Source organism: Aeromicrobium tamlense, from assembly GCF_013408555.1.
Classification (GTDB): Bacteria; Actinomycetota; Actinomycetes; order Propionibacteriales; family Nocardioidaceae; genus Aeromicrobium; species Aeromicrobium tamlense.
In genome coordinates, this window is record NZ_JACBZN010000001.1 from 163,719 (window position 1) to 189,767 (window position 26,049).

At 68.8% G+C, this 26,049-nt stretch carries 40 protein-coding genes; 38 read left to right on the top strand and 2 right to left on the bottom strand.

The window, feature by feature from the left end; genetic code table 11:
• Position 1: 1 nt before the first annotated feature.
• From fusA to BJ975_RS00965, 28 genes are all read left to right on the top strand, one after another.
• Positions 2 to 2,113 (top strand): elongation factor G, encoded by a 2,112-nt coding sequence (fusA, locus tag BJ975_RS00830; protein ID WP_179422721.1) that lies wholly within the window; start codon positions 2 to 4, stop codon positions 2,111 to 2,113.
• A 102-nt stretch (positions 2,114 to 2,215) separates the two neighbouring features.
• Positions 2,216 to 3,409, top strand: a complete 1,194-nt coding sequence (tuf, locus tag BJ975_RS00835) for an elongation factor Tu (protein WP_179422723.1) — start codon at positions 2,216 to 2,218, stop codon at positions 3,407 to 3,409.
• 122 nt (positions 3,410 to 3,531) lie between these two features.
• Positions 3,532 to 4,440: a cation diffusion facilitator family transporter gene (locus tag BJ975_RS00840; protein WP_179422725.1), complete on the top strand. Its 909-nt coding sequence runs from the start codon at positions 3,532 to 3,534 to the stop codon at positions 4,438 to 4,440.
• A gap of 342 nt (positions 4,441 to 4,782) precedes the next feature.
• Positions 4,783 to 5,091: a 30S ribosomal protein S10 gene (gene rpsJ / locus BJ975_RS00845; protein WP_078699131.1), complete on the top strand. Its 309-nt coding sequence runs from the start codon at positions 4,783 to 4,785 to the stop codon at positions 5,089 to 5,091.
• 16 nt (positions 5,092 to 5,107) lie between these two features.
• Positions 5,108 to 5,758 (top strand): 50S ribosomal protein L3, encoded by a 651-nt coding sequence (gene rplC, locus BJ975_RS00850; RefSeq protein WP_179422727.1) that lies wholly within the window; start codon positions 5,108 to 5,110, stop codon positions 5,756 to 5,758.
• 5 nt (positions 5,759 to 5,763) lie between these two features.
• Entirely contained in the window at positions 5,764 to 6,702 is a 939-nt protein-coding gene (gene rplD, locus BJ975_RS00855; protein WP_179422729.1) for a 50S ribosomal protein L4, sunset domain variant, read from the top strand.
• On the top strand, positions 6,702 to 7,004 hold the full coding sequence (gene rplW / locus BJ975_RS00860) for a 50S ribosomal protein L23 (protein WP_179422731.1): 303 nt from the start codon (positions 6,702 to 6,704) through the stop codon (positions 7,002 to 7,004). Before rplD ends, rplW begins: the two co-directional genes overlap by 1 nt.
• 15 nt (positions 7,005 to 7,019) lie before the next feature.
• Positions 7,020 to 7,847, top strand: a complete 828-nt coding sequence (gene rplB / locus BJ975_RS00865; RefSeq protein WP_179422733.1) for a 50S ribosomal protein L2 — start codon at positions 7,020 to 7,022, stop codon at positions 7,845 to 7,847.
• Between the two features lie 20 nt (positions 7,848 to 7,867).
• Positions 7,868 to 8,149, top strand: coding sequence for a 30S ribosomal protein S19 (gene rpsS / locus BJ975_RS00870; RefSeq protein ID WP_078699126.1), 282 nt, complete (start codon positions 7,868 to 7,870; stop codon positions 8,147 to 8,149).
• Complete coding sequence (gene rplV, locus BJ975_RS00875; RefSeq protein ID WP_179422735.1) at positions 8,146 to 8,562, top strand: 50S ribosomal protein L22; 417 nt, start codon at positions 8,146 to 8,148, stop codon at positions 8,560 to 8,562. Before rpsS ends, rplV begins: the two co-directional genes overlap by 4 nt.
• A gap of 1 nt (position 8,563) precedes the next feature.
• Positions 8,564 to 9,370, top strand: a complete 807-nt coding sequence (gene rpsC, locus BJ975_RS00880) for a 30S ribosomal protein S3 (protein ID WP_179422737.1) — start codon at positions 8,564 to 8,566, stop codon at positions 9,368 to 9,370.
• Positions 9,370 to 9,789: a 50S ribosomal protein L16 gene (gene rplP / locus BJ975_RS00885; protein WP_179422739.1), complete on the top strand. Its 420-nt coding sequence runs from the start codon at positions 9,370 to 9,372 to the stop codon at positions 9,787 to 9,789. Before rpsC ends, rplP begins: the two co-directional genes overlap by 1 nt.
• Positions 9,789 to 10,007, top strand: coding sequence for a 50S ribosomal protein L29 (rpmC, locus tag BJ975_RS00890; RefSeq protein WP_179422741.1), 219 nt, complete (start codon positions 9,789 to 9,791; stop codon positions 10,005 to 10,007). The genes rplP and rpmC overlap by 1 nt, the downstream gene beginning before the upstream one ends.
• Positions 10,004 to 10,288 carry a 30S ribosomal protein S17 gene (gene rpsQ, locus BJ975_RS00895; RefSeq protein WP_179422743.1) on the top strand — a complete coding sequence of 95 codons (285 nt, stop codon included), beginning with the start codon at positions 10,004 to 10,006 and terminating at the stop codon, positions 10,286 to 10,288. Before rpmC ends, rpsQ begins: the two co-directional genes overlap by 4 nt.
• 7 nt (positions 10,289 to 10,295) lie before the next feature.
• Complete coding sequence (gene rplN, locus BJ975_RS00900; protein WP_179422745.1) at positions 10,296 to 10,664, top strand: 50S ribosomal protein L14; 369 nt, start codon at positions 10,296 to 10,298, stop codon at positions 10,662 to 10,664.
• A 1-nt stretch (position 10,665) separates the two neighbouring features.
• Positions 10,666 to 10,977 carry a 50S ribosomal protein L24 gene (gene rplX / locus BJ975_RS00905; RefSeq protein ID WP_179422747.1) on the top strand — a complete coding sequence of 104 codons (312 nt, stop codon included), beginning with the start codon at positions 10,666 to 10,668 and terminating at the stop codon, positions 10,975 to 10,977.
• 1 nt (position 10,978) lies between these two features.
• A complete protein-coding gene (rplE, locus tag BJ975_RS00910; RefSeq protein ID WP_179422749.1) occupies positions 10,979 to 11,536 on the top strand; it encodes a 50S ribosomal protein L5 in 558 nt (185 codons plus the stop codon).
• A 1-nt stretch (position 11,537) separates the two neighbouring features.
• Complete coding sequence (locus BJ975_RS00915) at positions 11,538 to 11,723, top strand: type Z 30S ribosomal protein S14 (RefSeq protein ID WP_078699117.1); 186 nt, start codon at positions 11,538 to 11,540, stop codon at positions 11,721 to 11,723.
• An 87-nt stretch (positions 11,724 to 11,810) separates the two neighbouring features.
• On the top strand, positions 11,811 to 12,218 hold the full coding sequence (gene rpsH / locus BJ975_RS00920; RefSeq protein WP_179422751.1) for a 30S ribosomal protein S8: 408 nt from the start codon (positions 11,811 to 11,813) through the stop codon (positions 12,216 to 12,218).
• A gap of 16 nt (positions 12,219 to 12,234) precedes the next feature.
• Positions 12,235 to 12,777 (top strand): 50S ribosomal protein L6, encoded by a 543-nt coding sequence (gene rplF, locus BJ975_RS00925; protein WP_179422753.1) that lies wholly within the window; start codon positions 12,235 to 12,237, stop codon positions 12,775 to 12,777.
• Between the two features lie 3 nt (positions 12,778 to 12,780).
• Positions 12,781 to 13,164 (top strand): 50S ribosomal protein L18, encoded by a 384-nt coding sequence (gene rplR / locus BJ975_RS00930; protein WP_179422755.1) that lies wholly within the window; start codon positions 12,781 to 12,783, stop codon positions 13,162 to 13,164.
• Positions 13,165 to 13,195: 31 nt separating this feature from the next.
• Entirely contained in the window at positions 13,196 to 13,792 is a 597-nt protein-coding gene (rpsE, locus tag BJ975_RS00935; protein WP_179422757.1) for a 30S ribosomal protein S5, read from the top strand.
• Positions 13,792 to 13,974: a 50S ribosomal protein L30 gene (rpmD, locus tag BJ975_RS00940; protein ID WP_179422759.1), complete on the top strand. Its 183-nt coding sequence runs from the start codon at positions 13,792 to 13,794 to the stop codon at positions 13,972 to 13,974. The genes rpsE and rpmD overlap by 1 nt, the downstream gene beginning before the upstream one ends.
• A 2-nt stretch (positions 13,975 to 13,976) precedes the next feature.
• Positions 13,977 to 14,417, top strand: coding sequence for a 50S ribosomal protein L15 (gene rplO, locus BJ975_RS00945; RefSeq protein WP_179422761.1), 441 nt, complete (start codon positions 13,977 to 13,979; stop codon positions 14,415 to 14,417).
• A 118-nt stretch (positions 14,418 to 14,535) separates the two neighbouring features.
• A complete protein-coding gene (gene secY, locus BJ975_RS00950; protein WP_179422763.1) occupies positions 14,536 to 15,840 on the top strand; it encodes a preprotein translocase subunit SecY in 1,305 nt (434 codons plus the stop codon).
• Positions 15,837 to 16,409, top strand: a complete 573-nt coding sequence (locus tag BJ975_RS00955; protein WP_269303726.1) for an adenylate kinase — start codon at positions 15,837 to 15,839, stop codon at positions 16,407 to 16,409. Before secY ends, BJ975_RS00955 begins: the two co-directional genes overlap by 4 nt.
• A 14-nt stretch (positions 16,410 to 16,423) precedes the next feature.
• Positions 16,424 to 17,242: a type I methionyl aminopeptidase gene (gene map / locus BJ975_RS00960; RefSeq protein WP_179422765.1), complete on the top strand. Its 819-nt coding sequence runs from the start codon at positions 16,424 to 16,426 to the stop codon at positions 17,240 to 17,242.
• 75 nt (positions 17,243 to 17,317) lie between these two features.
• The gene (locus BJ975_RS00965; protein WP_179422767.1) at positions 17,318 to 17,746 is read left to right on the top strand and encodes a hypothetical protein; all 429 of its coding nucleotides are present in this window, start codon (positions 17,318 to 17,320) and stop codon (positions 17,744 to 17,746) included.
• A 117-nt stretch (positions 17,747 to 17,863) separates the two neighbouring features.
• On the opposite strand, the gene BJ975_RS00970 is transcribed toward BJ975_RS00965, so the two are convergent.
• Positions 17,864 to 18,685: an AraC family transcriptional regulator gene (locus BJ975_RS00970; protein WP_179422769.1), complete on the bottom strand. Its 822-nt coding sequence runs from the start codon at positions 18,683 to 18,685 to the stop codon at positions 17,864 to 17,866.
• A 50-nt stretch (positions 18,686 to 18,735) separates the two neighbouring features.
• On the opposite strand from BJ975_RS00970, the gene BJ975_RS00975 reads away from it, so the two are divergent.
• A complete protein-coding gene (locus tag BJ975_RS00975; RefSeq protein ID WP_179422771.1) occupies positions 18,736 to 19,272 on the top strand; it encodes a maleylpyruvate isomerase family mycothiol-dependent enzyme in 537 nt (178 codons plus the stop codon).
• 3 nt (positions 19,273 to 19,275) lie between these two features.
• Here BJ975_RS00975 and ddaH read toward each other — a convergent pair whose 3' ends face one another.
• Positions 19,276 to 20,133: a dimethylargininase gene (gene ddaH / locus BJ975_RS00980; RefSeq protein WP_179422773.1), complete on the bottom strand. Its 858-nt coding sequence runs from the start codon at positions 20,131 to 20,133 to the stop codon at positions 19,276 to 19,278.
• A 125-nt stretch (positions 20,134 to 20,258) separates the two neighbouring features.
• Between ddaH and BJ975_RS00985 the strand changes: the two genes are divergently transcribed.
• The 9 genes from BJ975_RS00985 (at position 20,259) to rpsD (ending at position 26,005) form a co-directional block, all read left to right on the top strand.
• A complete protein-coding gene (locus tag BJ975_RS00985; protein WP_179422774.1) occupies positions 20,259 to 20,714 on the top strand; it encodes an Lrp/AsnC family transcriptional regulator in 456 nt (151 codons plus the stop codon).
• A gap of 53 nt (positions 20,715 to 20,767) precedes the next feature.
• Positions 20,768 to 22,207 (top strand): MFS transporter, encoded by a 1,440-nt coding sequence (locus BJ975_RS00990; protein WP_179422776.1) that lies wholly within the window; start codon positions 20,768 to 20,770, stop codon positions 22,205 to 22,207.
• Entirely contained in the window at positions 22,204 to 23,511 is a 1,308-nt protein-coding gene (locus BJ975_RS00995) for a M20/M25/M40 family metallo-hydrolase (protein WP_179422778.1), read from the top strand. The genes BJ975_RS00990 and BJ975_RS00995 overlap by 4 nt, the downstream gene beginning before the upstream one ends.
• Positions 23,512 to 23,529: 18 nt before the next feature.
• Positions 23,530 to 23,895: a DUF1330 domain-containing protein gene (locus BJ975_RS01000; protein WP_179422780.1), complete on the top strand. Its 366-nt coding sequence runs from the start codon at positions 23,530 to 23,532 to the stop codon at positions 23,893 to 23,895.
• Positions 23,896 to 24,029: 134 nt separating this feature from the next.
• The gene (gene infA, locus BJ975_RS01005) at positions 24,030 to 24,251 is read left to right on the top strand and encodes a translation initiation factor IF-1 (RefSeq protein WP_007078610.1); all 222 of its coding nucleotides are present in this window, start codon (positions 24,030 to 24,032) and stop codon (positions 24,249 to 24,251) included.
• A gap of 49 nt (positions 24,252 to 24,300) precedes the next feature.
• On the top strand, positions 24,301 to 24,414 hold the full coding sequence (gene rpmJ / locus BJ975_RS01010; RefSeq protein ID WP_008361054.1) for a 50S ribosomal protein L36: 114 nt from the start codon (positions 24,301 to 24,303) through the stop codon (positions 24,412 to 24,414).
• Positions 24,415 to 24,585: 171 nt separating this feature from the next.
• A complete protein-coding gene (gene rpsM / locus BJ975_RS01015; protein ID WP_179422782.1) occupies positions 24,586 to 24,954 on the top strand; it encodes a 30S ribosomal protein S13 in 369 nt (122 codons plus the stop codon).
• Between the two features lie 8 nt (positions 24,955 to 24,962).
• The gene (gene rpsK / locus BJ975_RS01020; protein ID WP_078699099.1) at positions 24,963 to 25,361 is read left to right on the top strand and encodes a 30S ribosomal protein S11; all 399 of its coding nucleotides are present in this window, start codon (positions 24,963 to 24,965) and stop codon (positions 25,359 to 25,361) included.
• Between the two features lie 35 nt (positions 25,362 to 25,396).
• Positions 25,397 to 26,005 carry a 30S ribosomal protein S4 gene (gene rpsD, locus BJ975_RS01025; protein WP_179422784.1) on the top strand — a complete coding sequence of 203 codons (609 nt, stop codon included), beginning with the start codon at positions 25,397 to 25,399 and terminating at the stop codon, positions 26,003 to 26,005.
• Positions 26,006 to 26,049: the final 44 nt, after the last annotated feature.

Sequence of the window (26,049 nt, forward strand, 5' to 3'; positions counted from 1 at the left end):
CGTGGCAACCGACATCACCACCGACCTGACCAAGGTCCGCAACATCGGCATCATGGCGCACATCGATGCCGGCAAGACCACCACCACCGAGCGCATCCTGTTCTACACGGGCATCACCTACAAGATCGGTGAAGTCCACGAGGGCGGCGCCACGATGGACTGGATGGAGCAGGAGCAGGAGCGCGGCATCACGATCACGTCGGCCGCGACGACCTGCTGGTGGAAGAACCACCAGATCAACATCATCGACACCCCCGGTCACGTCGACTTCACCGTCGAGGTCGAGCGCTCGCTGCGCGTCCTCGACGGCGCGGTCGCGGTGTTCGACGGCGTCGCCGGTGTCGAGCCCCAGTCCGAGACGGTGTGGCGTCAGGCCGACAAGTACGGCGTGCCGCGCATGTGCTTCGTCAACAAGCTCGACCGCACGGGCGCCTCGTTCGACTTCTGCGTCAAGACGATCCGCGAGCGCCTCGGCGCGACCGCGCTCGTCCTGCAGCTGCCGATCGGCGCCGAGTCCGACTTCCTGGGCGTCGTCGACCTCGTCGGCATGCGCGCGCTGACGTGGCGCGGCGAGACGACGATCGGCGAGGACTACACGGTCGAGGAGATCCCGGCCGACCTGGCCGACGCCGCCGCCGAGGGTCGCGAGAACCTGCTCGAGACCCTGGCCGACGTCGACGACGAGATCGCCATGGCGTACCTCGAGGGCGAGGACATCTCGGTCGAGGACCTCAAGGCCGCGATCCGTCGCGCCACCCTGGCCGCGAAGCTCAACCCGGTCCTGTGCGGCACGGCGTTCAAGAACAAGGGCGTCCAGCCCCTGCTCGACGCGGTCGTCGACTTCCTCCCCAGCCCGATCGACGTCGGTGACATCGTCGGCCTGGACCCGAAGGACGAGTCGAAGAACGACACGCGTCCCCCGTCGGACGACGCGCCGTTCGCCGGCCTGGCCTTCAAGATCGCCACGGACCCGCACCTGGGCAAGCTGACCTTCGTGCGCGTCTACTCCGGTCGCCTCGAGGCGGGCACCCAGGTGCTCAACGTCACGAAGGGCCGCAAGGAGCGGATCGGCAAGGTCTACCAGATGCACGCCAACAAGCGTGAGGAGATCGCGTCGGTCGGCGCCGGCCAGATCGTGGCCGTCATGGGCCTCAAGGACACCACCACGGGCGAGACGCTGGCCGACTCGGCCAACCCGATCGTGCTGGAGTCGATGACCTTCCCGGATCCGGTGATCCAGGTCGCCATCGAGCCCAAGACGAAGAGCGACCAGGAGAAGCTCGGCGTCGCGATCCAGAAGCTCGCCGAGGAGGACCCGACGTTCCAGGTCCACACGGACGAGGAGACGGGTCAGACGATCATCGCCGGCATGGGCGAGCTCCACCTCGACATCCTCGTCGACCGCATGAAGCGCGAGTTCAAGGTCGAGGCCAACGTGGGCAAGCCCCAGGTCGCGTACCGCGAGACCATCCGCGGCACCATCACGGGTCACAGCTACACGCACAAGAAGCAGACCGGTGGCTCGGGTCAGTTCGCCAAGGTCGTCATCGGCCTGGCTCCCAACAGCCCTGAGGCCGGTGGCGAGGGTGGCTACGAGTTCGTCAACGAGGTCACGGGTGGTCGCGTCCCGCGCGAGTACATCCCCTCGGTCGACGCGGGCGCCCAGAGCGCCATGGAGTTCGGCGTCCTCGCCGGCTACCCCATGGTCGATGTCAAGTTCACCCTCGAGGACGGCGCCTACCACGACGTCGACTCCAGCGAGCTCGCCTTCAAGCTGGCCGGCAACCAGGCCTTCAAGGAGGCCGCTCGCAAGGCCAACCCGGTCCTCCTCGAGCCGATGTTCGCCGTCGAGGTCACGACGCCCGAGGACTACATGGGCGACGTGATCGGCGACCTCAACTCCCGCCGTGGACAGGTTCAGTCCATGGAGGAGGGCTACGGCGGCGCCAAGATGATCAAGGCGCTCGTGCCGTTGTCCGAGATGTTCGGGTACGTGGGCGACCTGCGGTCGAAGACCTCGGGACGCGCGTCGTACTCGATGCAGTTCGACTCCTACGCCGAGGTCCCCAAGGCCGTGGCCGAAGAGATCATCAAGAAGGCCCGGGGCGAGTGAGCTTCGGCCCCATCGCATAGGGTGGCCTGAGGTTCGCTCCACCGCGTTCCACACGGCGTTTCAGTCAACACAAGCTAGAGAAACCAAACCAGGAGGGCCCCAGTGGCTAAGGCGAAGTTCGAGCGGACCAAGCCGCACATGAACATCGGCACCATCGGTCACATCGACCACGGTAAGACGACGCTGACCGCGGCGATCACCAAGGTGCTGCACGACAAGTACCCCGATCTGAACGAGGCCTCGGCCTTCGACATGATCGACAAGGCTCCCGAGGAGCGCCAGCGCGGTATCACGATCTCGATCTCGCACGTCGAGTACCAGACCGAGAACCGTCACTACGCGCACGTCGACTGCCCCGGCCACGCCGACTACGTCAAGAACATGATCACCGGCGCGGCTCAGATGGACGGCGCGATCCTCGTGGTCGCCGCCACCGACGGCCCGATGCCGCAGACGCGTGAGCACGTGCTGCTCGCCCGCCAGGTCGGCGTGCCGGCCATGGTCGTGGCGCTCAACAAGTGCGACATGGTCGACGACGAGGAGATCCTGGAGCTCGTCGAGCTCGAGGTTCGCGAGCTGCTCAACGAGCAGGACTTCGACGGCGACAACGTCCCCGTCGTCAAGGTCGCGGCCCACCCGGCCCTGACCGGCGACGCCAAGTGGGGCGAGTCGATCCTCGAGCTCATGGCCGCGGTCGACGAGTACATCCCGCTGCCCCCGCGTGAGACGGACAAGCCGTTCCTCATGCCGGTCGAGGACGTCTTCACGATCACCGGTCGTGGCACCGTCATCACCGGTCGCATCGAGCGCGGCATCGTCAAGGTCAACGACACGGTCGACATCGTCGGCATCCGTGACGACAAGCAGACCACGACGGTCACCGGCATCGAGATGTTCCGCAAGCTGCTCGACGAGGGCCAGGCGGGCGAGAACGTCGGCCTCCTGCTCCGTGGCACGAAGCGCGAGGACGTCGAGCGCGGCATGGTCGTGATCGCGCCCGGTTCCACGACTCCCCACACGGAGTTCGAGGGCCAGGTGTACATCCTGTCCAAGGAGGAGGGTGGCCGTCACACGCCGTTCTTCAACAACTACCGCCCGCAGTTCTACTTCCGCACCACGGACGTCACCGGCGTCGTCACGCTGCCCGAGGGCACCGAGATGGTCATGCCCGGCGACAACACCGAGATGTCGGTCGTGCTGATCCAGCCGATCGCCATGGAGGAGGGCCTGCGCTTCGCCATCCGCGAGGGCGGCCGCACCGTCGGCGCCGGCCGTGTCACCAAGATCAACAAGTGAGCTGATCCGCTGACACGCACTGCGTGAGGAACCCCCGGGGCTTCGGCCCCGGGGGTTCTGTCATGTCCGGGGTGTGACGGCGGCCGCATCGGTGCCGGGCGTCCGACGGGTAGCCTCGCGGTGTGGGACACGATCATGCGCACGGCGCCGGGGTGAGGCACCGGGGACGCCTCGTCCTCGTGCTGGCGCTCACCCTGTCGGTGCTCGTGGTCCAGGTGATCGTCGGCTGGCTGACCGGCTCGCTCGCGCTGCTGGCCGACGCCGGCCACATGCTCAGCGACTCGTTCGGCCTGGTCCTCGCGCTGGCCGCGATCGCGGTGGCGCAGCGACCCGGGGGAGCGCGCAGCACCTACGGCTGGCACCGCACCGAGGTGCTCGCAGCCGGGGCCAACGGGCTCATCCTGCTCGTGATCTGCGGGATCATCGTGCTCAGCGCCGTGGGACGGCTGTCCGAGCCGCCCGAGATCGCCGGCCTGCCGGTGCTCGTGGCCGGCGCGATCGGACTGGCCGTGAACGTGGTCGGCCTGCTGGTGCTGCGGGGAGGGGCCGAGGAGAGTCTCAACGTCCGCGGCGCGTACCTCGAGGTGCTCGGCGACGCCCTCGGCTCGGTCGCGGTCATCGCCTCCGCGGTCGTCATCCTGACCACGGGGTGGGCCCAGGCCGACCCCGTGGCCTCGCTCGTCATCGCGGCCCTCGTCGTCCCCCGCGCGATCTCACTGCTGCGCGACGTGGGGGAGGTGCTGCTGGAGAACAGCCCCCGCGACGTCGACCTCGACCAGGTCCGCGACCACATCCTCGGAGTCCAGGGCGTCGTCGACGTGCACGACCTGCATGTCTGGACGATCACCAGCGGGATGCCCGTGATGAGCGCTCACGTCGTGGTCGACGAGTCGGTCGTCGACATGGACGACGCCCACCACGTGCTGGACCACCTGTGCACGTGTCTGAGCCACCACTTCGACGTCGCCCACTCGACCTTCCAACTGGAGCCCGCGGGACACCTGCAGTCGGAGCGTCACGGCCACCACTAGCGGTCGTGTCCGAGCCCACGCGAACGTCGCGAGGACCCGATTTGTGTTCGTCGGGCGAAGTCTGTCAGAATGGTCAGGTTGCCCCGGCATGTTCGCGGTGGCGCCAGCGGTTGGGAACTCACGCCCAGCTCAACGCTCGCGCCGATCCCGAGACCATGTTGTCCGGCCAGTCGCACCGCAGCAGCGGGGCGGAGCCGGTCCAACCACCTAACTCGAGAAGTGTGCGTTTCCTTGTGCGCGTCAGCGCTCGCGACACGCCCGACCTCGGGGTACGGAGACGGGGGGCATGCCTACCCCGAACCCGGGGGCTGGCGAAGACGAACGTAAAGGACGAGCGAGAGCATGGCGGGACAGAAGATCCGTATCCGGCTCAAGGCCTACGACCACGAGGTCATTGACTCCTCGGCGAAGAAGATCGTCGACACCGTGACCCGCACCGGCGCCAAGGTTGCCGGCCCCGTGCCGCTGCCGACGGAGAAGAACGTGTACTGCGTCATCCGTTCGCCGCACAAGTACAAGGACAGCCGCGAGCACTTCGAGATGCGCACCCACAAGCGGCTCATCGACATCATCGACCCGACGCCCAAGACCGTCGACTCGCTCATGCGACTCGACCTGCCGGCCGGCGTCGACATCGAGATCAAGCTCTGAGGGAGGGACGCACACCATGAGCAGCACACTCACCGCGCGCGGCCTCCTCGGTCGCAAGCTCGGGATGACGCAGGTCTGGGACGAGAACAACCGGGTCATCCCGGTCACCGTCCTCGAGGCCTCCACCAACATCGTCACCCAGATCCGCACCCGCGAGAACGACGGCTACAGCGCCGTCCAGCTCGGCTTCGGCGAGACCGACGGCCGCAAGCTGAACAAGCCGCAGGCCGGTCACTTCGCGAAGGCCGGCGTCACGCCGCGCCGCCACGTCGTGGAGATCCGCACCGAGGCCGTCGCCGACTACACCCTCGGCCAGGAGATCTCGCCCGAGATCTTCGCCGCCGGTGACAAGGTCGACGTGACCGCCACCAGCAAGGGCAAGGGCTTCGCCGGCGTCATGAAGCGTCACGGCTTCGCCGGCGTCTCCGCCTCGCACGGCGCGCACCGCAACCACCGCAAGCCCGGGTCCATCGGCGGCTGCGCCACCCCCGGTCGCGTGTTCAAGGGCCTGCGCATGGCCGGCCACATGGGTACCGACACGGTCACCACCCAGAACCTCACCGTCCACGCGATCGACACCGAGCGCGGCCTGATCCTGGTCAAGGGCGCCGTGCCCGGGGCCAAGGGCGCCCTCGTCGTCATCCGCTCCGCCGCGAAGGGAGCCTGACCGACATGGCACAGACCATCGACGTCGACCTGCCCGTCGACATCTTCGACGCCCGCGTCAGCATTCCGCTGATGCACCAGGTCGTCACCGCACAGCTCGCCGCCGCCCGCCAGGGCACACACGACGTCAAGTCGCGCGGCGAGGTCCGCGGCGGCGGCAAGAAGCCGTACCGCCAGAAGGGCACCGGCCGCGCTCGTCAGGGCTCGATCCGCGCTCCCCAGTACGCCGGTGGTGGCATCGTGCACGGCCCCACGCCGCGCTCGTACGACCAGCGCACGCCCAAGAAGATGAAGGCCGCCGCCCTGCGCGGTGCCCTCACCGACCGGGCGCGCAGCGGTCGCCTGCACGTCATCGAGTCGTTCGTCTCCGGTGACGCGCCGTCCACCAAGGTCGCGCTGGCCGCCGTCCGCGAGCTCACGGGCCGCGCCCGCGTCCTCGTGGTCGTCGATCGCGACGACGCGCTGACGGTCAAGAGCCTGCGCAACGCCGCGTTCATCGCGACGCTGTCCTTTGACCAGCTCAACACGTACGACGTGCTGCTGGCCGACGACGTGATCTTCACGAAGGCCGCGTTCGACGCCTTCGTGGCGGCGCGCTCGGCCGAGGGCACCGACACGGTCAAGCTGAGCCAGGCGGTCGTCGAGGCCGACGCCCCCGCCGCGAAGCCGGCCAAGAAGGCCGCCCCGAAGACCGAGGCCAAGGCCGAGGTCGCCGACGAGGACGTCAAGGCGAACGCCACGAAGACCCAGCCGTACGGTCCGGGCTCGAAGGCTCCGCTCGCCAGCGGCAACGCGCCCAAGGGCCACGAGGTCAAGGCCGTCGAGGCCGACAAGACCTTCGTCGCTCCCGGCGCCGCCGCGTACGACGACACGGAGGCCACGGTCTGGTTCGACAGCGCCGAGACCGCTGAGGCCGCCGGGTTCACCGCCCAGGAGGAGAACTGATGTCCAACCACGGAACCTTCGCACGGGACGTCCTGATCGCCCCCGTGGTCAGCGAGAAGAGCTACGGCCTGCTCGACGACAACAAGTACACGTTCCTGGTCCACCCGGACGCCAACAAGACCCAGATCAAGATCGCCGTCGAGGAGATCTTCGGGGTCAAGGTCACCGGCGTGAACACGATCAACCGCAAGGGCAAGGCCCGTCGCACCCGCACCGGCACCGGCAAGCGCAAGGACACCAAGCGCGCCGTCGTCAGTGTGGCCGCGGGTCAGAGCATCGACATCTTCTCGAGCCCGAGCTGAAGGACTGACTGAGACATGGCTATTCGCAAGTACAAGCCCACCACGCCGGGCCGTCGCGGCTCGAGCGTGGCGGACTTCGCCGAGATCACGCGTACGACGCCCGAGAAGTCGCTGGTCGAGCCGCTGCCCAAGAAGGGCGGCCGCAACAACCAGGGCCGGATCACCACCCGTCACCAGGGTGGCGGCCACAAGCGCGCCTACCGCGTGATCGACTTCAAGCGCTACGACAAGGACGGCGTGCCGGCCAAGGTCGCTCACATCGAGTACGACCCCAACCGCACCGCCCGCATCGCGCTGCTGCACTACGCCGATGGCGAGAAGCGCTACATCATCGCGCCCGAGGGCCTGAAGCAGGGCATGGCGGTCGAGGCCGGAACCGGCGCCGACATCAAGCCCGGCAACAACCTGCCGCTGCGCAACATCCCGGTCGGCACCACGATCCACGCGATCGAGCTCCGTCCCGGTGGCGGCGCGAAGATGGGCCGCTCGGCCGGCGCCAAGGTGCAGCTCGTCGCCAAGGAGGGCTCGAAGGCGCAGCTGCGTCTGCCCTCCGGCGAGATGCGCTACGTCGACGTCCGCTGCCGCGCCACGATCGGCGAGGTCGGCAACGCCGAGCAGTCGAACATCAACTGGGGCAAGGCCGGCCGCAACCGCTGGAAGGGCAAGCGCCCGACCGTCCGTGGTGTCGCCATGAACCCGATCGACCACCCGCACGGTGGCGGTGAGGGCAAGACCTCCGGTGGCCGTCACCCGGTCAGCCCGTGGGGCAAGCCCGAGGGCCGTACGCGCAAGCGCAAGGCCAGCGACCAGATGATCGTCCGCCGTCGCAAGAGCGGCCGCTGAGAGAGGACCTGGAGAAAAAGATGCCTCGTAGTTTGAAGAAGGGTCCCTTCGTCGACGGCCACCTCGAGAAGAAGGTGGACGCCCAGAACGCAGCCGAGACCCACAACGTGATCAAGACGTGGTCGCGTCGCTCGATGATCCTGCCGTCCTTCATCGGACACACGATCGCCGTGCACGACGGCCGCAAGCACGTTCCCGTGTTCATCACCGACTCGATGGTCGGCCACAAGCTGGGTGAGTTCGCTCCCACCCGCACGTTCAAGGGCCACGAGAAGGACGACCGGAAGGCGAAGCGCCGATGAGTGCCACCACCCGTGACAACACGAGCGAGCGCCGCGAGCGGCTCCTGGGCGATCGCCCCGGCGCCTTCGCCGTCGCCCGCTACGTCCGCGTCACCGCGCAGAAGTCGCGCCGTGTCGCCGACCTGATCCGCGGCGCCCGCGTCGAGGACGCGCTGACCATGCTGAAGTTCCAGCCGCAGGCCGTGGCCGAGAACTTCTACAAGCTGGTCGACTCCGCTGCCGCGAACGCCGAGACCACCGAGGGCCTCGACCGCTCGACCCTGGTCATCACGACCGTCATGGTCGACGAGGGCCCGACGATGAAGCGCTGGCGCCCGCGCGCCAAGGGTGCGGCCAACCGCATCCTCAAGCGCACCAGCCACCTGACGGTGGTCGTCGAACCCGCAACCGACCAGAAGAAGGGTGGCAACTGACATGGGTCAGAAGATCAACCCGCACGGTTTCCGCCTGGGCATCTCCACGGATCACAAGAGCCGTTGGTACGCCGACAAGCTGTACTCCAGCTACGTCGGTGAGGACGTCAAGATCCGCCGCCTGCTCACCAAGGGCATGGACCGCGCCGGCATCAGCCGCGTCGAGATCGAGCGCACCCGCGACCGCGTCCGCGTGGACATCCACACGGCGCGTCCGGGCATCGTCATCGGTCGCCGTGGCGCCGAGGCCGACCGCATCCGTGGCGACCTGGAGAAGCTGACCGGCAAGCAGGTCCAGCTGAACATCCTCGAGGTCAAGCAGCCCGAGATGGACGCGCAGCTCGTCGCGCAGGGCGTGGCCGAGCAGCTGTCCGGCCGTGTCCAGTTCCGTCGCGCCATGCGCAAGGCCATGCAGAGCACGATGCGCTCCGGTGCCAAGGGCATCCGGATCCAGTGCTCGGGTCGTCTCGGCGGCGCGGAGATGAGCCGCTCGGAGTTCTACCGCGAGGGTCGCGTCCCGCTGCACACGCTGCGCGCCGACGTCGACTACGGCTTCTACGAGGCCAAGACGACCTTCGGCCGCATCGGCGTGAAGGTCTGGATCTACAAGGGCGAGGTCGCCGGCACCCGGGCCGAGCGCGAGGCCGAGCAGGCCCGTCGCGCGGCCGCTCCGGGCAGCCGTCGTCCCGGCCGTGGTGAGCGTGGCGGTCGCCGCCCCGCTCGTGACGCCGCTCCCGCCGCTGCGCCGGCCGCCGCCGAGGCGGCTCCCGCAGCCGCTCCTGCGGCCACCGAAGGAGTTGAGTCCTGATGTTGATGCCTCGTCGCGTCAAGTACCGCAAGCAGCACCACCCCAAGCGGCGTGGCGTTGCCAAGGGTGGCACCGAGCTGGCCTTCGGCGAGTTCGGCATCCAGGCGGTCGAGGGTCACTACGTGACCAACCGTCAGATCGAGTCCGCCCGTATCGCCATGACCCGTCACATCAAGCGTGGCGGCAAGGTCTGGATCAACATCTACCCGGACCGCCCGCTGACCAAGAAGCCCGCCGAGACCCGCATGGGCTCCGGCAAGGGCTCGCCCGAGTGGTGGGTGGCGAACGTCAAGCCCGGCCGCGTCATGTTCGAGCTCTCCGGTGTGTCCGAAGAGGTCGCCCGTGAGGCGATGCGCCGTGCGATCCACAAGCTGCCGATGAAGGCACGCTTCATCACCCGTGAGACAGGAGACCTGTGATGGCAAGCAACACCGCAGAGCTCCGCGACCTCAACGCCGATGACCTGGCCGCGAAGCTGAAGGAGGCCAAGGAGGAGCTGTTCAACCTGCGCTTCCAGAACGCCACCGGTCAGCTCGACAACACCGCGCGTCTGCGCACGGTCCGCAAGGACATCGCGCGCATCTACACGGTCATCCGTGAGCGCGAGCTCGGCATCATCGAGGAGGTTCAGGCATGAGCACGAAGGACACCACCGAAGTGAGCAACGAGCGCTCGTCGCGCAAGACCCGTGAGGGTCTGGTCGTCAGCGACAAGATGGACAAGACCGTCGTCGTCAGCATCGAGGAGCGCTTCAAGCACCCGCTGTACGGCAAGGTGCTGCGCCGCAACATCAAGCTGAAGGCTCACGACGAGGCCAACGAGGCTGGCATCGGCGACCGCGTTCTCCTGTCGGAGACGCGTCCGCTGTCCGCCACCAAGCGCTGGCGCGTCGTCGAGGTCCTCGAGAAGGCGAAGTGAGAGACAGATGATTCAGCAGGAGTCGCGACTCAAGGTCGCCGACAACACGGGTGCCAAGGAGATCCTCTGCATCCGCGTGCTCGGTGGCTCCGGTCGTCGCTACGCCGGTATCGGCGACACGATCGTCGCCACCGTCAAGGACGCGATCCCCGGAGGCAACGTCAAGAAGGGCGATGTCGTCAAGGCGGTCGTCGTGCGCACCACCAAGGAGCGCCGTCGTCCGGACGGCTCGTACATCAAGTTCGACGAGAACGCCGCCGTCATCCTCAAGACCGACGGCGATCCGCGCGGAACCCGCATCTTCGGCCCCGTGGGCCGCGAGCTGCGCGACAAGAAGTTCATGCGCATCATCTCGCTCGCTCCGGAGGTGCTCTGAGATGGCTCGAATTCGCAAGGGTGACCAGGTCAAGGTCATCGCCGGCAAGGACAAGGGCGTCGAGGGCAAGATCATCGGTGTCCTCGAGAACGACCGCGTCCTCGTCGAGGGCGTGAACCGCGTCCAGAAGCACACCCGCGCCGGACAGACCGGGACCGAGGGCGGCATCATCACCGCCGAGGCCCCGATCCACGTCTCGAACGTCATGCTCGTGGTCGACGCCGATGGCGGCAAGACCACGACCAAGGTCGGCTCGGGCGTCGTCGACGGCAAGAAGACCCGTATCAGCCGCAAGACCGGAAAGGAGATCTGAGATGGCCACCACCACCGCGCCCCGCCTCAAGGCGAAGTACCGCGAGGAGATCGTGACCGCGCTGCGTGAGCAGTTCGACTACGACAACGTCATGCAGGTCCCCGGCCTCACCAAGATCGTCGTCAACATGGGCGTCGGCGAGGCTGCCCGCGACGGCAAGCTCATCGAGGGTGCCATCGCGGACCTCACGGCCATCACCGGCCAGAAGCCGCAGGTCACCAAGGCCCGCAAGTCCATCGCGCAGTTCAAGCTGCGTGAGGGCATGCCGATCGGCGCGCACGTCACGCTGCGCGGCGACCGCATGTGGGAGTTCCTCGATCGTCTGCTGACGCTCGCGCTGCCGCGCATCCGCGACTTCCGCGGACTGTCGGCCAAGCAGTTCGACGGCCGGGGCAACTACACGTTCGGCCTGACCGAGCAGGTCATGTTCCACGAGATCGACCAGGACAAGATCGATCGCAGCCGGGGCATGGACATCACGGTCGTCACCACGGCCACCAACGACGATGAGGGCCGCGCTCTGCTCAAGCTGCTCGGCTTCCCGTACAAGGAGAACTGACATGGCGAAGACCGGTCTGAAGGTCAAGCAGTCCCGCACGCCGAAGTTCGGCGTCCGTGGCTACACGCGCTGCCAGCGCTGCGGCCGTCCCCGCTCCGTCTACCGCAAGTTCGGCCTGTGCCGCATCTGCCTGCGAGAGATGGCGCACCGCGGCGAGCTGCCCGGCGTGACCAAGAGCTCCTGGTAATCACCACCACCAACCCGCAGCAGGTCCCCTCCCACGGCGTCACGCCGGACGAGACGGAAACCGCGGCGAGAAACGGAACACACTGAAATGACGATGACCGATCCGATCGCGGACATGCTCACGCGTGTCCGCAACGGCAACCAGGCGTACCACGACGCCGTCACGATGCCGCACTCCAAGCTGAAGGAGGGCGTCGCCGCCATCCTGAAGCAGGAGGGCTACATCACCGACTACTCCGTGGCCGAGCCGTCCGAGGGTGAGGTCGGCAAGTCGCTGACGATCACGCTCAAGTACGGACCGCACCGTGAGCGCTCGATCGCCGGCATCCGCCGCATCAGCAAGCCGGGCCTGCGCGTGTACGCCAAGTCCAACAACCTTCCGAAGGTCCTCGGCGGCCTGGGCGTGGCGATCATCTCCACGAGCCAGGGTCTGCAGACCGACCGTCAGGCCAACAACAACGGAGTGGGTGGGGAAGTCCTCGCCTACGTCTGGTGACGAGAGGAGACTGAACATGTCGCGCATCGGCAAGCTCCCCGTCGCCGTCCCCTCCGGCGTCGAGGTCAACATCGACGGCCAGACCGTCACCGTCAAGGGCCCCAAGGGCCAGCTCTCGCACACCGTTGCCGAGCCCATCACCGTCCGCAAGGACGATGACGGCGCGCTGGCGGTCGAGCGCCCCAACGACGAGCGTCGCAGCAAGGCCCTCCACGGCCTGTCCCGCACGCTGGTCAACAACATGGTCATCGGTGTCACCGACGGCTACGAGAAGAAGCTCGAGATCGTCGGCGTCGGCTACCGCGTGCTCTCCAAGGGCCCGTCGGAGATCGAGCTGAACCTCGGCTTCAGCCACCCGGTGCCGTTCCTGGCGCCCGAGGGCATCACGTTCACCGTCGAGGGTCCGACCAAGCTGACCGTCTCGGGCATCGACAAGCAGGTCGTGGGCGAGGTCGCCGCCAACATCCGCAAGATCCGCAAGCCGGAGCCCTACAAGGGCAAGGGCGTGCGTTACGCCGGAGAGCGCATCCTGCGCAAGGCCGGAAAGGCTGGTAAGTAAGCCATGGCAATCTCGATCAAGCACGCCAAGCACACCGCGGGCCGGGTCGCGTCGCGTCAGCGCCGCCAGATCCGTGGCCGCAAGAAGATCCAGGGTTCGGCCGAGCGTCCTCGCCTCGTCGTCACCCGTTCGAGCAAGCACATCGTCGCCCAGGTCGTCAACGACCTCGAGGGCCACACGCTGGCGTCGGCCTCCACCATGGAGGCGGACCTGCGCTCGTTCGACGGCGACAAGACGGCCAAGGCGAAGAAGGTCGGCGAGCTGCTCGCCGATCGCGCCAAGGCCGCCGGCATCGGCGCCGTGGTCTTCGACCGCGCCGGCAACAAGTACGCCGGTCGCGTCGCGGCTCTGGCCGACGGCGCCCGCGAGGGCGGACTGGAGTTCTGATGACCATCACGACGAACAAGGGGAGTGCCGCATGAGCACGCGCCGACAGGGTGGCGAGCGTCGCGGAGGCCGCGGCGACCGCAACGCCGACAAGTCCAACTACATCGAGAAGGTCGTCACGATCAACCGTGTGGCGAAGGTCGTCAAGGGCGGCCGCCGCTTCTCCTTCACCGCGCTGGTGATCGTCGGTGACGGCGACGGCCAGGTCGGTGTCGGCTACGGCAAGGCCAAGGAAGTTCCGACGGCCATCGCCAAGGGTGTCGAGGAGGCGAAGAAGAGCTTCTTCCGCGTCCCGCGCATCCAGGGCACCATCCCGCACCCGGTGCAGGGTGAGAAGGCGGCCGGTGTCGTCTTCCTGCGCCCCGCGTCCCCCGGTACCGGCGTCATCGCCGGTGGCCCGGTCCGGGCCGTGCTGGAGGCTGCTGGCATCCATGACGTCCTGAGCAAGTCCCTCGGCTCCTCGAACGCGATCAACATCGTCCACGCGACGGTCGAGGCGCTGCGTTCGCTCGAGTCCCCCGAGGACGTGGCCGGCCGTCGTGGCCTGGCCGTCGAGGACGTCGCCCCCGCCGCCCTGCTGAAGGCCGGCAAGGAGAAGGCGCCCAGCGCCGCGGAGGTGACCGTCTGATGGCGAAGCTCGAAGTCACCCAGGTCCGTTCGGGCATCGGTCGTGAGCAGAACCAGCGCAACACGCTGCGTTCGCTCGGGCTCAAGCGCATCGGCGACGTCAAGGTCGTCGAGGATCGTCCCGAAATCCGCGGCATGGTCAACACCATTCCGCATCTCGTCACCGTGAAGGAGGTCGACTGATCATGGCGATCAAGTTGCACCACCTGCGTCCCGCCCCGGGCGCCAAGACCGCCAAGACCCGCGTGGGTCGCGGTGAGGGCTCCAAGGGCAAGACCGCCGGTCGCGGCACCAAGGGCACCAAGGCCCGCTACCAGGTGTCGGCCGGCTTCGAGGGCGGCCAGATCCCGCTCCACATGCGCCTGCCGAAGCTCAAGGGCTTCACGAACCCGTTCCGGGTCGAGTACCAGGTCGTCAACGTGGGCCGGATCGCCGAGCTCTTCGCCGAGGGCGGCACGGTCGACGTGCCCTCGCTCGTCGAGAAGGGCGCGGTCCGCAAGGGCCAGCCCGTCAAGGTGCTCGGAGGCGGCGACATCGACGTGGCGGTCCAGGTGACCGTCGACAAGGTGTCCGCCTCGGCCCAGGCCAAGATCGAGGCCGCCGGCGGTTCCGTCTCCGCGTCCTGACGCGGTCGTTCGGAGTCGTTCAGCGAACATCGGGCGGGTTCTCCCCATCGGGAGGGCCCGCCCGTTTCGCTCACTGTTAAAGTCAGACGGCATCGTGCCGTGAAGCTGGAGGAAGTTCGTGCTCAAAGTCTTCGTGAACGCGTTCAGGACACCTGAACTGCGTCGCAAGATCCTCTTCGTGCTGGGGATCGTCGTGCTCTTCCGGCTCGGCTCGATGCTGCCCGCGCCCGGGGTCAACGTCGCCAACGTGCGCGAGTGCGTCGACCTGGCGGCGGGCGGCGAGAACGCCGGCCTGTTCGCCCTGATCAACGTCTTCTCCGGCGGCGCGTTGCTGCAGTTGACCGTGTTCGCGCTGGGCATCATGCCCTACATCACCGCGAGCATCATCCTGCAGCTGCTCGTCGTGGTCATCCCGCGACTGGAGGCCCTCAAGAAGGAGGGCCAGTCCGGTCAGGCGAAGATCACGCAGTACACCCGCTACCTCACGGTCGGTCTCGCGATCCTGCAGGCCGCCGGCATCGTGGCCCTCGCCCGCAGCGGCGACCTCTTCCAGGGCGCCTGCAACCTGCCGTTGCTCTACAGCCCCGACAGCATGCTGTCGTACCTGCTCATCGTCACCGTCATGGTCGCCGGCACCACCGTCATCATGTGGTTCGGCGAGCTCATCACCGACCGCGGCGTCGGCAACGGCATGTCGATCCTGATCTTCACGCAGGTCGTCGCCACGTTCCCCGGCGCGATGTGGAACATCCGCCAGACGAACGGCTGGGCCACCTTCTCGGTCGTCGTGGCCGTCGGCCTCGCGGTCGTCGCGCTGGTCATCTTCATCGAGCAGGCCCAGCGCCGCATCCCGGTGCAGTACGCCAAGCGCATGGTCGGACGCCGCATGTTCGGCGGCTCGTCCACCTACATCCCGCTCAAGGTGAACCAGGCCGGCATCATCCCGGTCATCTTCGCCTCGTCGTTGATGTACCTGCCGGTCCTGTGGGTCAACTTCAACTCCGACTCCGGTGCCGCGAGCTGGATCCAGGACCACTTCGTCCAGGGCGATCACCCGTACTACATGATCACCTTCTTCGCGCTGATCGTGTTCTTCACGTACTTCTACGTGTCGATCACCTTCAACCCCGAGGAGGTCGCCGACAACATGAAGAAGTACGGCGGCTTCATCCCGGGCATCCGCGCCGGCAAGCCCACCCAGGACTACCTGGGCTACGTCCTCTCGCGCATCACCGCTCCGGGCGCTTTGTACCTGGGTCTGATCTCGCTCATCCCGATGCTCGCGATCGCGTTGGTCGGGGCCAACCAGAACTTCCCGTTCGGCGGCACGACGATCCTCATCATCGTGGGCGTCGGCCTGGACACCGTGAAGCAGATCGAAAGCCAGTTGCAGCAGCGCAACTACGAAGGGTTCCTCAAGTGACGCGACTCCTCATCATGGGTCCTCCCGGCGCGGGCAAGGGCACGCAGGCCGTGGCGCTCGCCGAGCGCATCAACGGTGCGCACATCTCCACCGGCGACATCTTCCGCGCCAACGTGGCGCAGCAGACCGAGCTGGGCAAGACGGCGCAGCGCTACATGGACGCCGGCGAGTACGTGCCCGACGAGGTCACCAACGCCATGGTCGCCGACCGTCTCGCGCAGGACGACGCCCGTGAGGCGTTCCTGCTCGACGGCTACCCGCGCACCCTCGACCAGGTCGCGAAGCTCGACCAGATCCTGTCCGATCTCGGCTCCGAGCTCGACGGCGTCGTCGCGCTCACCGTGGTCGAGGACGAGCTGATCGGTCGTCTGCTCGAGCGGGCGAAGGTCAGCGGCCGGTCGGACGACACCGAAGAGGTCATCCGGCACCGCCAGGACGTCTACCGCAACGAGACCGAGCCGCTGCTCGCGGTGTACCGCGACCGTGGCCTGCTCATCGAGGTCGACGGCATGGGCACCCCGGACGAGGTCGGCTCCCGCATCGCCGACGCGCTGTCCACGCTCGCCTGACGGACGGATCCACCATGTTCGGTGAGTCGATCGAGCTGAAGACGCCCGAGCAGCTGGCCTCGATGCGCCAGGCCGGCCTGGTCGTGGGCCGCACCCTGGAGGTGCTGCGCGCGGCCGTCGCTCCCGGCGTCAGCACCGACGACCTCGACGCGTTGGCCCGTGAGCGGCTGGCCGCCGAGGGTGCCACGTCGAACTTCCTCGGCTACCACGGGTTCACGGGCGTCATCTGCGCCTCGGTCAACGACGAGATCGTCCACGGCATCCCGGGCGACCGGGTGCTGGCCGAGGGCGACCTGATCTCGATCGACTTCGGTGCCGTCGTCGACGGCTGGCACGGCGACGCCGCGATCAGCGTGCCGGTCGGCGAGGTCGCGCCCGAGGTCGCCGAGCTGAACCGGGTCACCGAGGAGTCGCTGTGGCGCGGCATCGCCGCGGCACGCATCGGCGGCCGAGTCGGCGACATCTCGCACGCGATCGAGTCCTACGTCCGCAGCCAGGGCCGCTACGGCATCACCGAGGGCTTCACCGGGCACGGCATCGGCTCGGAGATGCACATGGCCCCCGACGTGCCCAACAGCGGACGTCGTGGCAAGGGTCCCAAGCTGCAGCTGGGCATGGCGCTCGCGATCGAGCCGATGATCACGCTCGGCACCTCGCGCGCCGCGATCCTCGAGGACGACTGGACGGCCGTCACCACCGACGGCACGTGGGCCGCGCACCACGAGCACTCGATCACCGTCACCACGGAGGGCGTGTGGGTGCTCACCGCGCTCGACGGCGGCGCAGCGCGCCTCGCCGAGCTCGGCGTCCCCTGTGCCGAGCCCACCTCCTGACCATGCGGCCGAACGACCGTGCGGGGAATCCTCGTCAGCCACGGCTCGGGTTGGCCGCGGGGGCAGACTGGAGGCATGCGCACCTCGTGGGTCGTCCCGTTCCTGATGGTGGTCGCCCTGCTCGGCGGCTGCGGCGGGGGCGCGTACGACTCGGGGGACGGCAGCGGTGACGGCTACGGTGCGTCGCCCGGCGAGACCGCAGCGCAGGACGCCGAGCGCGCCCTGCGCCGGTACCTGATGGCATCCGACGAGGGCGACTGCGAGGCCGTGAAGGAGACCGTCCTGGTCCCGGAGGACCTCGAGTGCGGCGACGTCCGCGACCAGGAGGGTCAGTGGACCGCCGATGGCGCCGATCTCGAGGAGGTGCCGATGACCGCCGAGGTGGTCGACGACAGCGCCACCGTCACGGTGCAGTGGCCCGGCGGCCTCGAGGACACCTGGGACCTCCAGCGCGAGGGCGACACCTGGCACGTCCTCACCGCGGACTCCGGCGACGGCGTCTGACCCTCGACCCTCCCGACCGCGCCTCCGGCGCGCGAGATGTGCAGCGCTGTCCACCCTTTTTGACGGCCGATCCACCGGAAAACGGTGGATACCGCTACAGATCTCGCTGACCGGAGGTCAGGCGCGGGGCTCGGCGGCGAACTCGCCGGGGGTCAGGCCGGTGACCGCGCGGAAGTCGCGGCCGAAGTGCGCCTGGTCGGCGTAGCCGAGGTCGGCCGCCACGCGGGCGAGGTCGGGTCGAGGCGCGTCGCGCAACCGCTCGGCCGCCTCGTGCAGCCGGCGCCGCTGGATCAGCCACTTCGGCGAGAGTCCGATCCGGCGGGCGGTGAGCCGCTGCAGGGTGCGCTCCGTGATCGCGAACTTCTCGCAGACCTGTCGCACGCGCTGGACCTCGGGATCGCCCTCGACGTACTCGACGATCGCGTTGACCAGCAGGCCCTCCTCGTCGACGGGCAGCAGGCGCTTCAGCGACTCCTCCATCGCAGCCACGGCGGCCCGCTGCCGCTCGGGATCGTCCGGGGCTTCGCCGGCCGCGGCGCGGATGCGGGAGACGAGATTGTCGTCCCCGAGCGGCACCGCGCGGTCGGTCAGACCCTCGACGGGGCCGCCGGCCAGCGCGATGCCCGCCGCGGGCTGCAGCATCGTGCCGAGGGCCCAGCCGCTCCCACCCAGCTCGGTGGTGGACAGGCCGCTGCTCGGGCCGACCAGCCGCGCGTACTCGTGGGAGACGACGATCAGGCAGACCGGGTACTGGAGCACGCGCTGGACCGTGACGTGGCCGTCGGGCAGGGACCAGACGGGCATCCAGTACCGACGCACCACGGACGCGAGCGCGGGGGAGGGGGCGAACCGGTGGATGGGCGGCGTGTAGCCCGACGCGTCGAGCAGGTGCGCCCGCTCGGTCGGGTCGATGCGCCGGACGTCGTCTCCACCGGTCATGTGTCGGATTCTTTCAAGAGTCGAGGCCGTCCCGCGACCACGCTGGAGTCATGAGCATCTACCTCGACGCGGCCGACCGCTTCAGCGACGTCGTCGCCGCCACCACCGACTGGTCCGCGGAGTCCCCCTGCGAGGGGTGGACCGCCGCCGACGTCGTCGACCACGTCATCGACACCGAGCGCGAGTTCCTCGCCCGGCACGAGATCGACGCGGGACCGCGGCCCTCCGGCGCTCCCGCGCAGGCGTGGGCCGAGCACCTCGCCGCCATCCGGCCCCTCGCCACGGACGACGCGGTCACATCGCGCGAGTTCGACGGCGTCTTCGGCCGCACCACGATCGGCGCGACCCTCGACGCGTTCTACGGCTTCGACCTGGTCGTGCACGGCTGGGACCTCGGCACGTCGAACGGCCGGCCCACGACCTTCACCGAGGCCGACATGGACGCGATGGAGGCCGCCTTCGAGGGCTTCGGCGACCACGCCTACGACGACGGGGTCTTCCGGTCCCCGGTCGAGGTGCCGCAGGACGCCGATCGCCAGACGCGCCTGCTCGCGCGGATGGGCCGCCGCGCGCCCGTCACCGCCTGAGCGTCAGCGGTGCAGCTCGGCGGTGCAGCACTTCACGCTGCCGCCGCCCTTGACGAACTCCGAGAGCTCGACGGGCACCGGCTCGTAGCCTCGCTCGCGCAGGGACGCGGCGAGTCCGGTGGCCTCGGCCGGCAGCACGACGTTCCGGCCGTCGCTGACGAAGTTCAGCCCGAAGGCGAGCGCGTCGGCCTCGAAGCACTCGAGGGCGCCGGGGAACATCCGTCGCAGCGTGCGGCGCGCCGCGGGGCTGAAGGCGGCGGGGAACCAGGCGATGTCGGCCGGGCCGTCACCGTGGCCGTCGTCGAGCACGCCCAGGGCGACGTCGAGGTGGTAGAACCGCGGGTCGACGAGCTCGAGCGAGACCACCGGACGCCCGAGGGCGGCCTCGGCCTCGCGGTGCGCGTCGGTCGTGGTGCGGAAGCCGTGGCCGGCGAGCACCACGTCGCGCAGGACGAGGAAGTCGCCCTCGCCCTCGTTCGTGTGGGCCGGGCGATGGACCTCGCGGCCGGCGGCGCGCAGGAAGTCGACGTGCGCGTGGGCCTCCGCCTGGCGCTGCGGGAACGCGAAGGCGGCACCGTACGTGCGGTCGGCCACCGAGACGGCACCGTTGGCCGCGAACACCATGTCGGGCAGTCCAGCGACGGGCTCGAGCAGGTCGATGCGGTGCCCGAGACCCGCGTACACGTCCTGCAGCGCCTGCCACTGGGCGCGCGCGAGCTCGCGGTCGACCGCGGTGGAGGGGTCCATCCACGGGTTGATCGAGTAGACCACGTCGAACTCGGTGGGCGGGCACATCACGTAGTGGCGCGTGCGCGCACTGCGGACGGGGGCGACCAGGGGCGTGGTCAGGATCTGCGTCATGGAGCTCCTCGGGGGACGATGACACGAGCCTAGGGAGCGTGCGATGCCACAACCAGTGGTTTTTCGCGCGCGTGGCAGGCGCTTTCTTGCGCATTCGCGGTCCTCGCACTTGATACGTTGCGCGCATGAGCCTGGACCAGATCGACCGCTCCCTGCTGGACGCCCTGACCGAGGACGGCCGGGCCAGCTACGCCGCACTCGGCTCGCGCGTGGGCCTGTCCGCGCCGGCCGTGAAGCGCCGCGTCGACCGCCTCGTCGAGTCCGGCGTCATCAGCGGCTTCACCGTGGTGGTCGACCCGCACCACCGCGGCTGGACCACCGAGGCCTACGTCGAGGTGCACTGCCAGGGGACGATCTCGCCGCACGTCCTGCGCGAGGCGTTCCTGCAGGTACCGCAGGTCCACGCGGCGGCCACGGTCTCGGGCGCCGCCGACGCGATCCTGCACCTGGTCGCCGAGGACGTGCGCGACCTCGAGCAGGCGCTCGAGCAGATCCGCATCGGTGCGGCCAGCGTGAGCCAGACCGAGACCTCGATCGTGCTGTCGCGACTCATCCACGACCGCCACGGTGTCGAGGGCTGAGCGACCTCGGCGGTCCCGCCCCGGACGGCGAGCGCGGGGTCTAGCCTGTGGCGATGGAACGAACGCGCGCGGCCTCGGTCGGAGCCGGACTCGTCGGCGCTCTCGTGTTCGTCGAGTTCGTCAGCGGGTTCCTTCAGGGGTACTACACGCCGCTGGCCAGCGACATCGCGCGCCACCTCCACGTCAACGACGCCGACGTCAACTGGTTCGAGGCGGCCCAGCTGCTGCTCTCGGCGCTGTGCGTCCCACCGCTGTCGAAGCTCGGTGACCTGATCGGGCACCAGAAGGTGCTGGTGTGGTCGGCCGTGCTGACCGCGATCGCCACGTGCGGCATCGCCTTCGCCACCACCTTCGAGGCCTACCTGGTGTTCTGGGCGCTGCAGGGCGTGTTCACGGTCTGGCTGCCCCTCGAGGTCGCGCTGATCTACCGGCGCAGCGCCGGGATGGACCAGCGCGCCGCCGCCACCCGGCGCGCGACGGGCGTCATCGTCGCGGCCCTCCAGGCCGGCGCGATCGCCGGCGCCCTGTCGGCGGGTGCGACGTCCGCCGCGTTCGACTCGCTGTGGATGGTGCTGGCGGTGCCGGGGCTGCTCACCGTCGGCGTCGTCTTCGTCATCATCGGCTTCGTCCCCGACGTCCACGAGCGCCAGTCGGGATCGCTCGACGGCGTCGGGCTGGTCCTGTTGAGCTCGAGCCTGCTGCTCGTGACCGGCGGCCTGTCCCTGGTGCGGGTGCTCGGCGTCGGCTCGCCGTGGCCCTGGATCGCGATCGCCCTCGGCGCGCTGGTCCTGGTGCCGTTCGTCGCGTACGAGCTGCAGACCGGCGACCCGATCATCGACCTGCGCGTGATGCGTCGCGCCTCGATGTGGCCGGTGCAGTTCACCGCCCTGCTGTTCGGCGTGAGCGTGCTCGGCGCGCAGATCCCGCTGTCGACCTTCGCCCAGACCGACCCCGACGTGCACGGCTACGGACTCGGCCTCAACTCCTCGACGGTGGCTCCGATCATCGGCGGCTACGTGCTCTCGATGCTGATCGGCGCCCTCGTCTTCGCCCGGGTGAGCCAGCGGTTCACGCCGCGGGCCTGCCTCATCGGCGCGGCGACCCTCGTGGGGGTCGGCTACGCCTCGCTCGTGCCGCTGCACCACTCCGTCGCCCAGATGGCGGCGTGCATGGTGGTGGCGGGGCTCGGCTCCGGCGCGCTGGTCGCCGCGCTGCCCGCCGCCGCCGCGGCCGCGGCGCCCGAGGGCCGGACCGCCGTCGCGACCGGCCTCACCAACACCACCAAGACCATCGGCGGGTCGTTCGCGTCCTGCGTCTTCGGCGTCGCCCTCGCGACGGGCGCCACGCACGCGACCGCTGCGTCCATGTCCGGCTACTACACCGTCTGGATCGTCTGCTCGGTCACGGCGTTCGTGGCCGCGATCGGACTGACGTTCGTGCCGCGGCTGGCGTTCGCCGACCCGGCCGGCATCGAGGAGGAGATCGGTCGATGAACGCCGCCGCACGCCTGGCCGAGCTGATCGCGTGTCGCACCGTCTCGGCGCCCGACGAGCGGGACGAGGCCGAGTTCGTCGCGTTCCGCGAGACGTTCGCCGGGCTCTACCCGAGCCTGCACGCGGCTCTCGAGCTGACGCAGTTCGAGGGAGGCACGCTGCTGTTCCGCTGGCCCGGACGCTCCACCGAGCGCCCCCTCGTGCTGATGGCGCACTACGACGTGGTGCCCGCCCCCGCCGAGCAGTGGGAGCGCGACCCGTTCTCGGGTGCCATCGAGGACGGCTTCGTCCACGGTCGCGGCGCCCTCGACGACAAGGGCCCGCTGGTCTGCATCGCCGAGGCGGTCGAGTCGCTGCTGGCCGAGGGGTTCGAGCCCGCCCGCGACGTCTACCTCTCCTTCGGCTCCGACGAGGAGGTCTTCGGGCACGGCGCGGCCGAGGTCGTCGACCACCTCGACTCGATGGGCGTGCGCCCGTGGCTCGTCTCGGACGAGGGCGGCGCGATCGTCGACGACGGCCTGCCGGGCGTCTCGGCCACCACCGCGATGGTCGCCATCGTCGAGAAGGGCACCGTCGACGTCGGCCTGCTGGCGCGCGGCGGGGGAGGGCACGCGTCCACCCCGTCGAAGAACGGCGCCACGGCGCGCCTGGCCCGGGCCATCGTGCGGATCGACCGGCACCCGGCCACGCCGCACCTGTCCGAGCCGGTCCTGCAGATGCTCGAGGCCCTCGCCGGCCTGGTGCCCAAGCCCGTGGCGCCCGTGCTCGCGCACGCCCGCCGCGCGAACCGTCCCGTGGCCGAGCTGCTGGCCCGGCTGGGCAAGGAGACCGGCGCGATGGTCCGCACGACGATGGCGGTGACCCAGCTCAGCGGCAGCCCGGCGCGCAACGTGCTGGCCACCGAGGCGCGCGCCAACGTCAACGTGCGGCTGGCCGTGGGGGACACCCGCGAGCAGCTGCGCGCCCGCCTCGAGAGGCTGTTCCGCGGTCTCGACGTCGAGGTGGAGCGGATGGACGGCGAGGACCCGCCTCCGGTGTCGCGCACCGACAACGACGCCTGGCGCGCGCTGGGGGAGGCCGTGAAGGCCCTCGGTCCCGACATCGCCGTCGTCCCGTACGTGCAGACCGGCGGCACCGACTCCCGGCACTTCACGCGGATCAGCGACTCGGTCTACCGGTTCGCGCCGCTGCACATGACCCGGGCGCAGCGCGACTCGATCCACGCGCCGAACGAGAAGGTCGCGATCGACACGCTCGAGCGGGGCGCGGCCTTCCACCGCGCGCTCATCACCGGGATGGACTGAAGCCGCTAGGGTCGCGTCATGGCCGTCGATCCCACCGGTGCCGACCTCAAGCGGTTCCTCGCCGAGGACCCCGGAGGTCCTGTCGTGATGCTCAACCTGCTGCAGTTCCGCGAGGACGGCGTCGCTTCCTACCGCGAGTACACGACCCGCATCGGGCCGTTCCTGGACAGGGTCGGCGGCGAGGTCGTCTACGCCGGCGACCTCGCGACGGCGCTGGTCGCACCCGAGGGCTGGGCGTGGGACGCGGTGCTGCTCGTGCGCTACCCGTCGCGCGCCGCGTTCAGCCAGATGGTGGCCGATCCGGAGTACCAGCAGATCACCGGCCTGCGCACCGCGGCGCTCGACGAGGCCGTCCTGCAGGCGGGCCTTCCCTGGCCGATTTGAGTCCGGCACCCCTTTCGACGTAGACTTGTGTGTCGGCCTTGTCGGGCCGTATCCCCATGCCCTCCGGCAGCCCGTGAACGGGCGGGGAGACGTGCGTGCCAGGTCGAACAGTCGATACGAAGAAGTTGAGGTGTATGGCGAAAAAAGAAGGCGTCATCGAGATGGAGGGTGCGGTCGTCGAGGCCCTGCCCAACGCGATGTTCCGAGTCGAGCTGGCCAACGGCCACAAGGTCCTCGCGCACATCAGCGGCAAGATGCGCCAGCACTACATCCGGATCCTCCCCGAGGACCGTGTCGTGGTGGAACTCTCGCCGTACGACCTCAGCCGCGGACGCATCGTCTACCGCTACAAGTGACAACTACACATCCCCCACGTTCAGTTCGTACCGAAGAGAGAGCTTCTCGATGAAGGTCAACCCGAGCGTGAAGAAGATCTGTGACAAGTGCAAGGTGATCCGTCGCCACGGCCGCGTCATGGTGATCTGCGAGAACCCGCGCCACAAGCAGCGCCAGGGCTGAGCAGCAACCTTCTTCAACGCAGCACCCTGAACATCTGACGGCTCATCCGGGCCCCGCCACCAGGCGGAGTCCCCGGGTGTCACCTCCGGCGCAGAGGCCGGAGCTCGATCGAGGCGATCGAGGTGCCCCAGGTGACGACACCTCTGCTTAACCGAAAGGAACTGCCAGCACATGGCACGCCTCGTCGGAGTGGATCTGCCGCGCGAAAAGCGCGTGGTGATCGGACTCACGTACATCTTCGGGATCGGCCGCACGCGTGCGGTCGAGGCCCTCGCCGCCACCGGCATCGACCCCAACACCCGCGTTCACGAGCTGAACGACGACCAGCTCGTCGCGCTCCGTGACCACATCGAGGCGAACTACCAGGTCGAGGGTGACCTGCGCCGCGAGGTCACCGCGGACATCCGCCGCAAGATGGAGATCGGCTCCTACCAGGGCCGCCGTCACCGTGCGCACCTGCCCGTTCGCGGCCAGCGCACCAAGACCAACGCGCGCACCCGCAAGGGCCCCAAGCGCACCGTCGCCGGAAAGAAGAAGTGAGGTAGCCGATGCCCCCCAAGAACTCCGGTGCCAAGAAGGTGCGCCGCAAGGAGAAGAAGAACGTCGTTCAGGGCGAGGCCCACATCAAGAGCACGTTCAACAACACGCACGTGACGATCACCGACCCCAGCGGTGCGGTGATCGCGTGGGCCTCCGGCGGAACCGTCGGCTTCAAGGGCTCGCGCAAGTCGACTCCGTACGCCGCCGGCATGGCTGCCGAGGCCGCCGGACGTCAGGCGATGGACCACGGCATGAAGAAGGTCGACGTCTTCGTCAAGGGCCCCGGCTCGGGACGCGAGACGGCGATCCGGTCGCTCAGCGGCGTCGGCCTCGAGGTCGGCACCATCTCTGACGTGACCCCCAGCCCGCACAACGGCTGCCGTCCGCCCAAGCACCGTCGTCTCTGACGCGTCGTCGACTTTTCTTCAAGGAGTAATCAACCATGGCCCGTTACACCGGACCTCTCACCAAGAAGTCGCGCCGCTACGGCGTCGACCTCGTCGGTGGGGACAAGGCCTTCGAGCGCCGTCCGTACGCGCCCGGCCAGCACGGCCGCACCCGCGTCAAGGAGTCGGAGTACCGCACCCAGCTGCAGGAGAAGCAGAAGGCGCGCTACACCTACGGCGTCCTCGAGAAGCAGTTCCGCAAGTACTACGAGCTGGCCTCGCGCCGTCCCGGCAAGACCGGTGACAACCTGCTCAGCCTGCTCGAGAGCCGTCTCGACAACGTCGTCTACCGTGCCGGCCTGGCCCGCACGCGTCGTCACGCCCGCCAGCTGGTGACCCACGGTCACTTCCTGGTCAACGGCGTCAAGACGAACATCCCGTCCTTCCAGGTCAGCAAGCACGACATCATCGATGTCAAGGCCAAGAGCCTGGAGACGACGCCGTTCATCGTGGCGCGCGAGACGCACGACTCCGACACCGTGCCCGGCTGGCTCGACGTGTCGCCCGAGCGTGGCCGCATCCTGGTTCACCAGAACCCGGTCCGCGAGCAGATCACCGTTCCGATCCAGGAGCAGCTGATCGTCGAGTTCTACTCGAAGATCTGATCCTCCACCTCTGTCCACCAACCCGGCCCTCATATAGCGGTGGG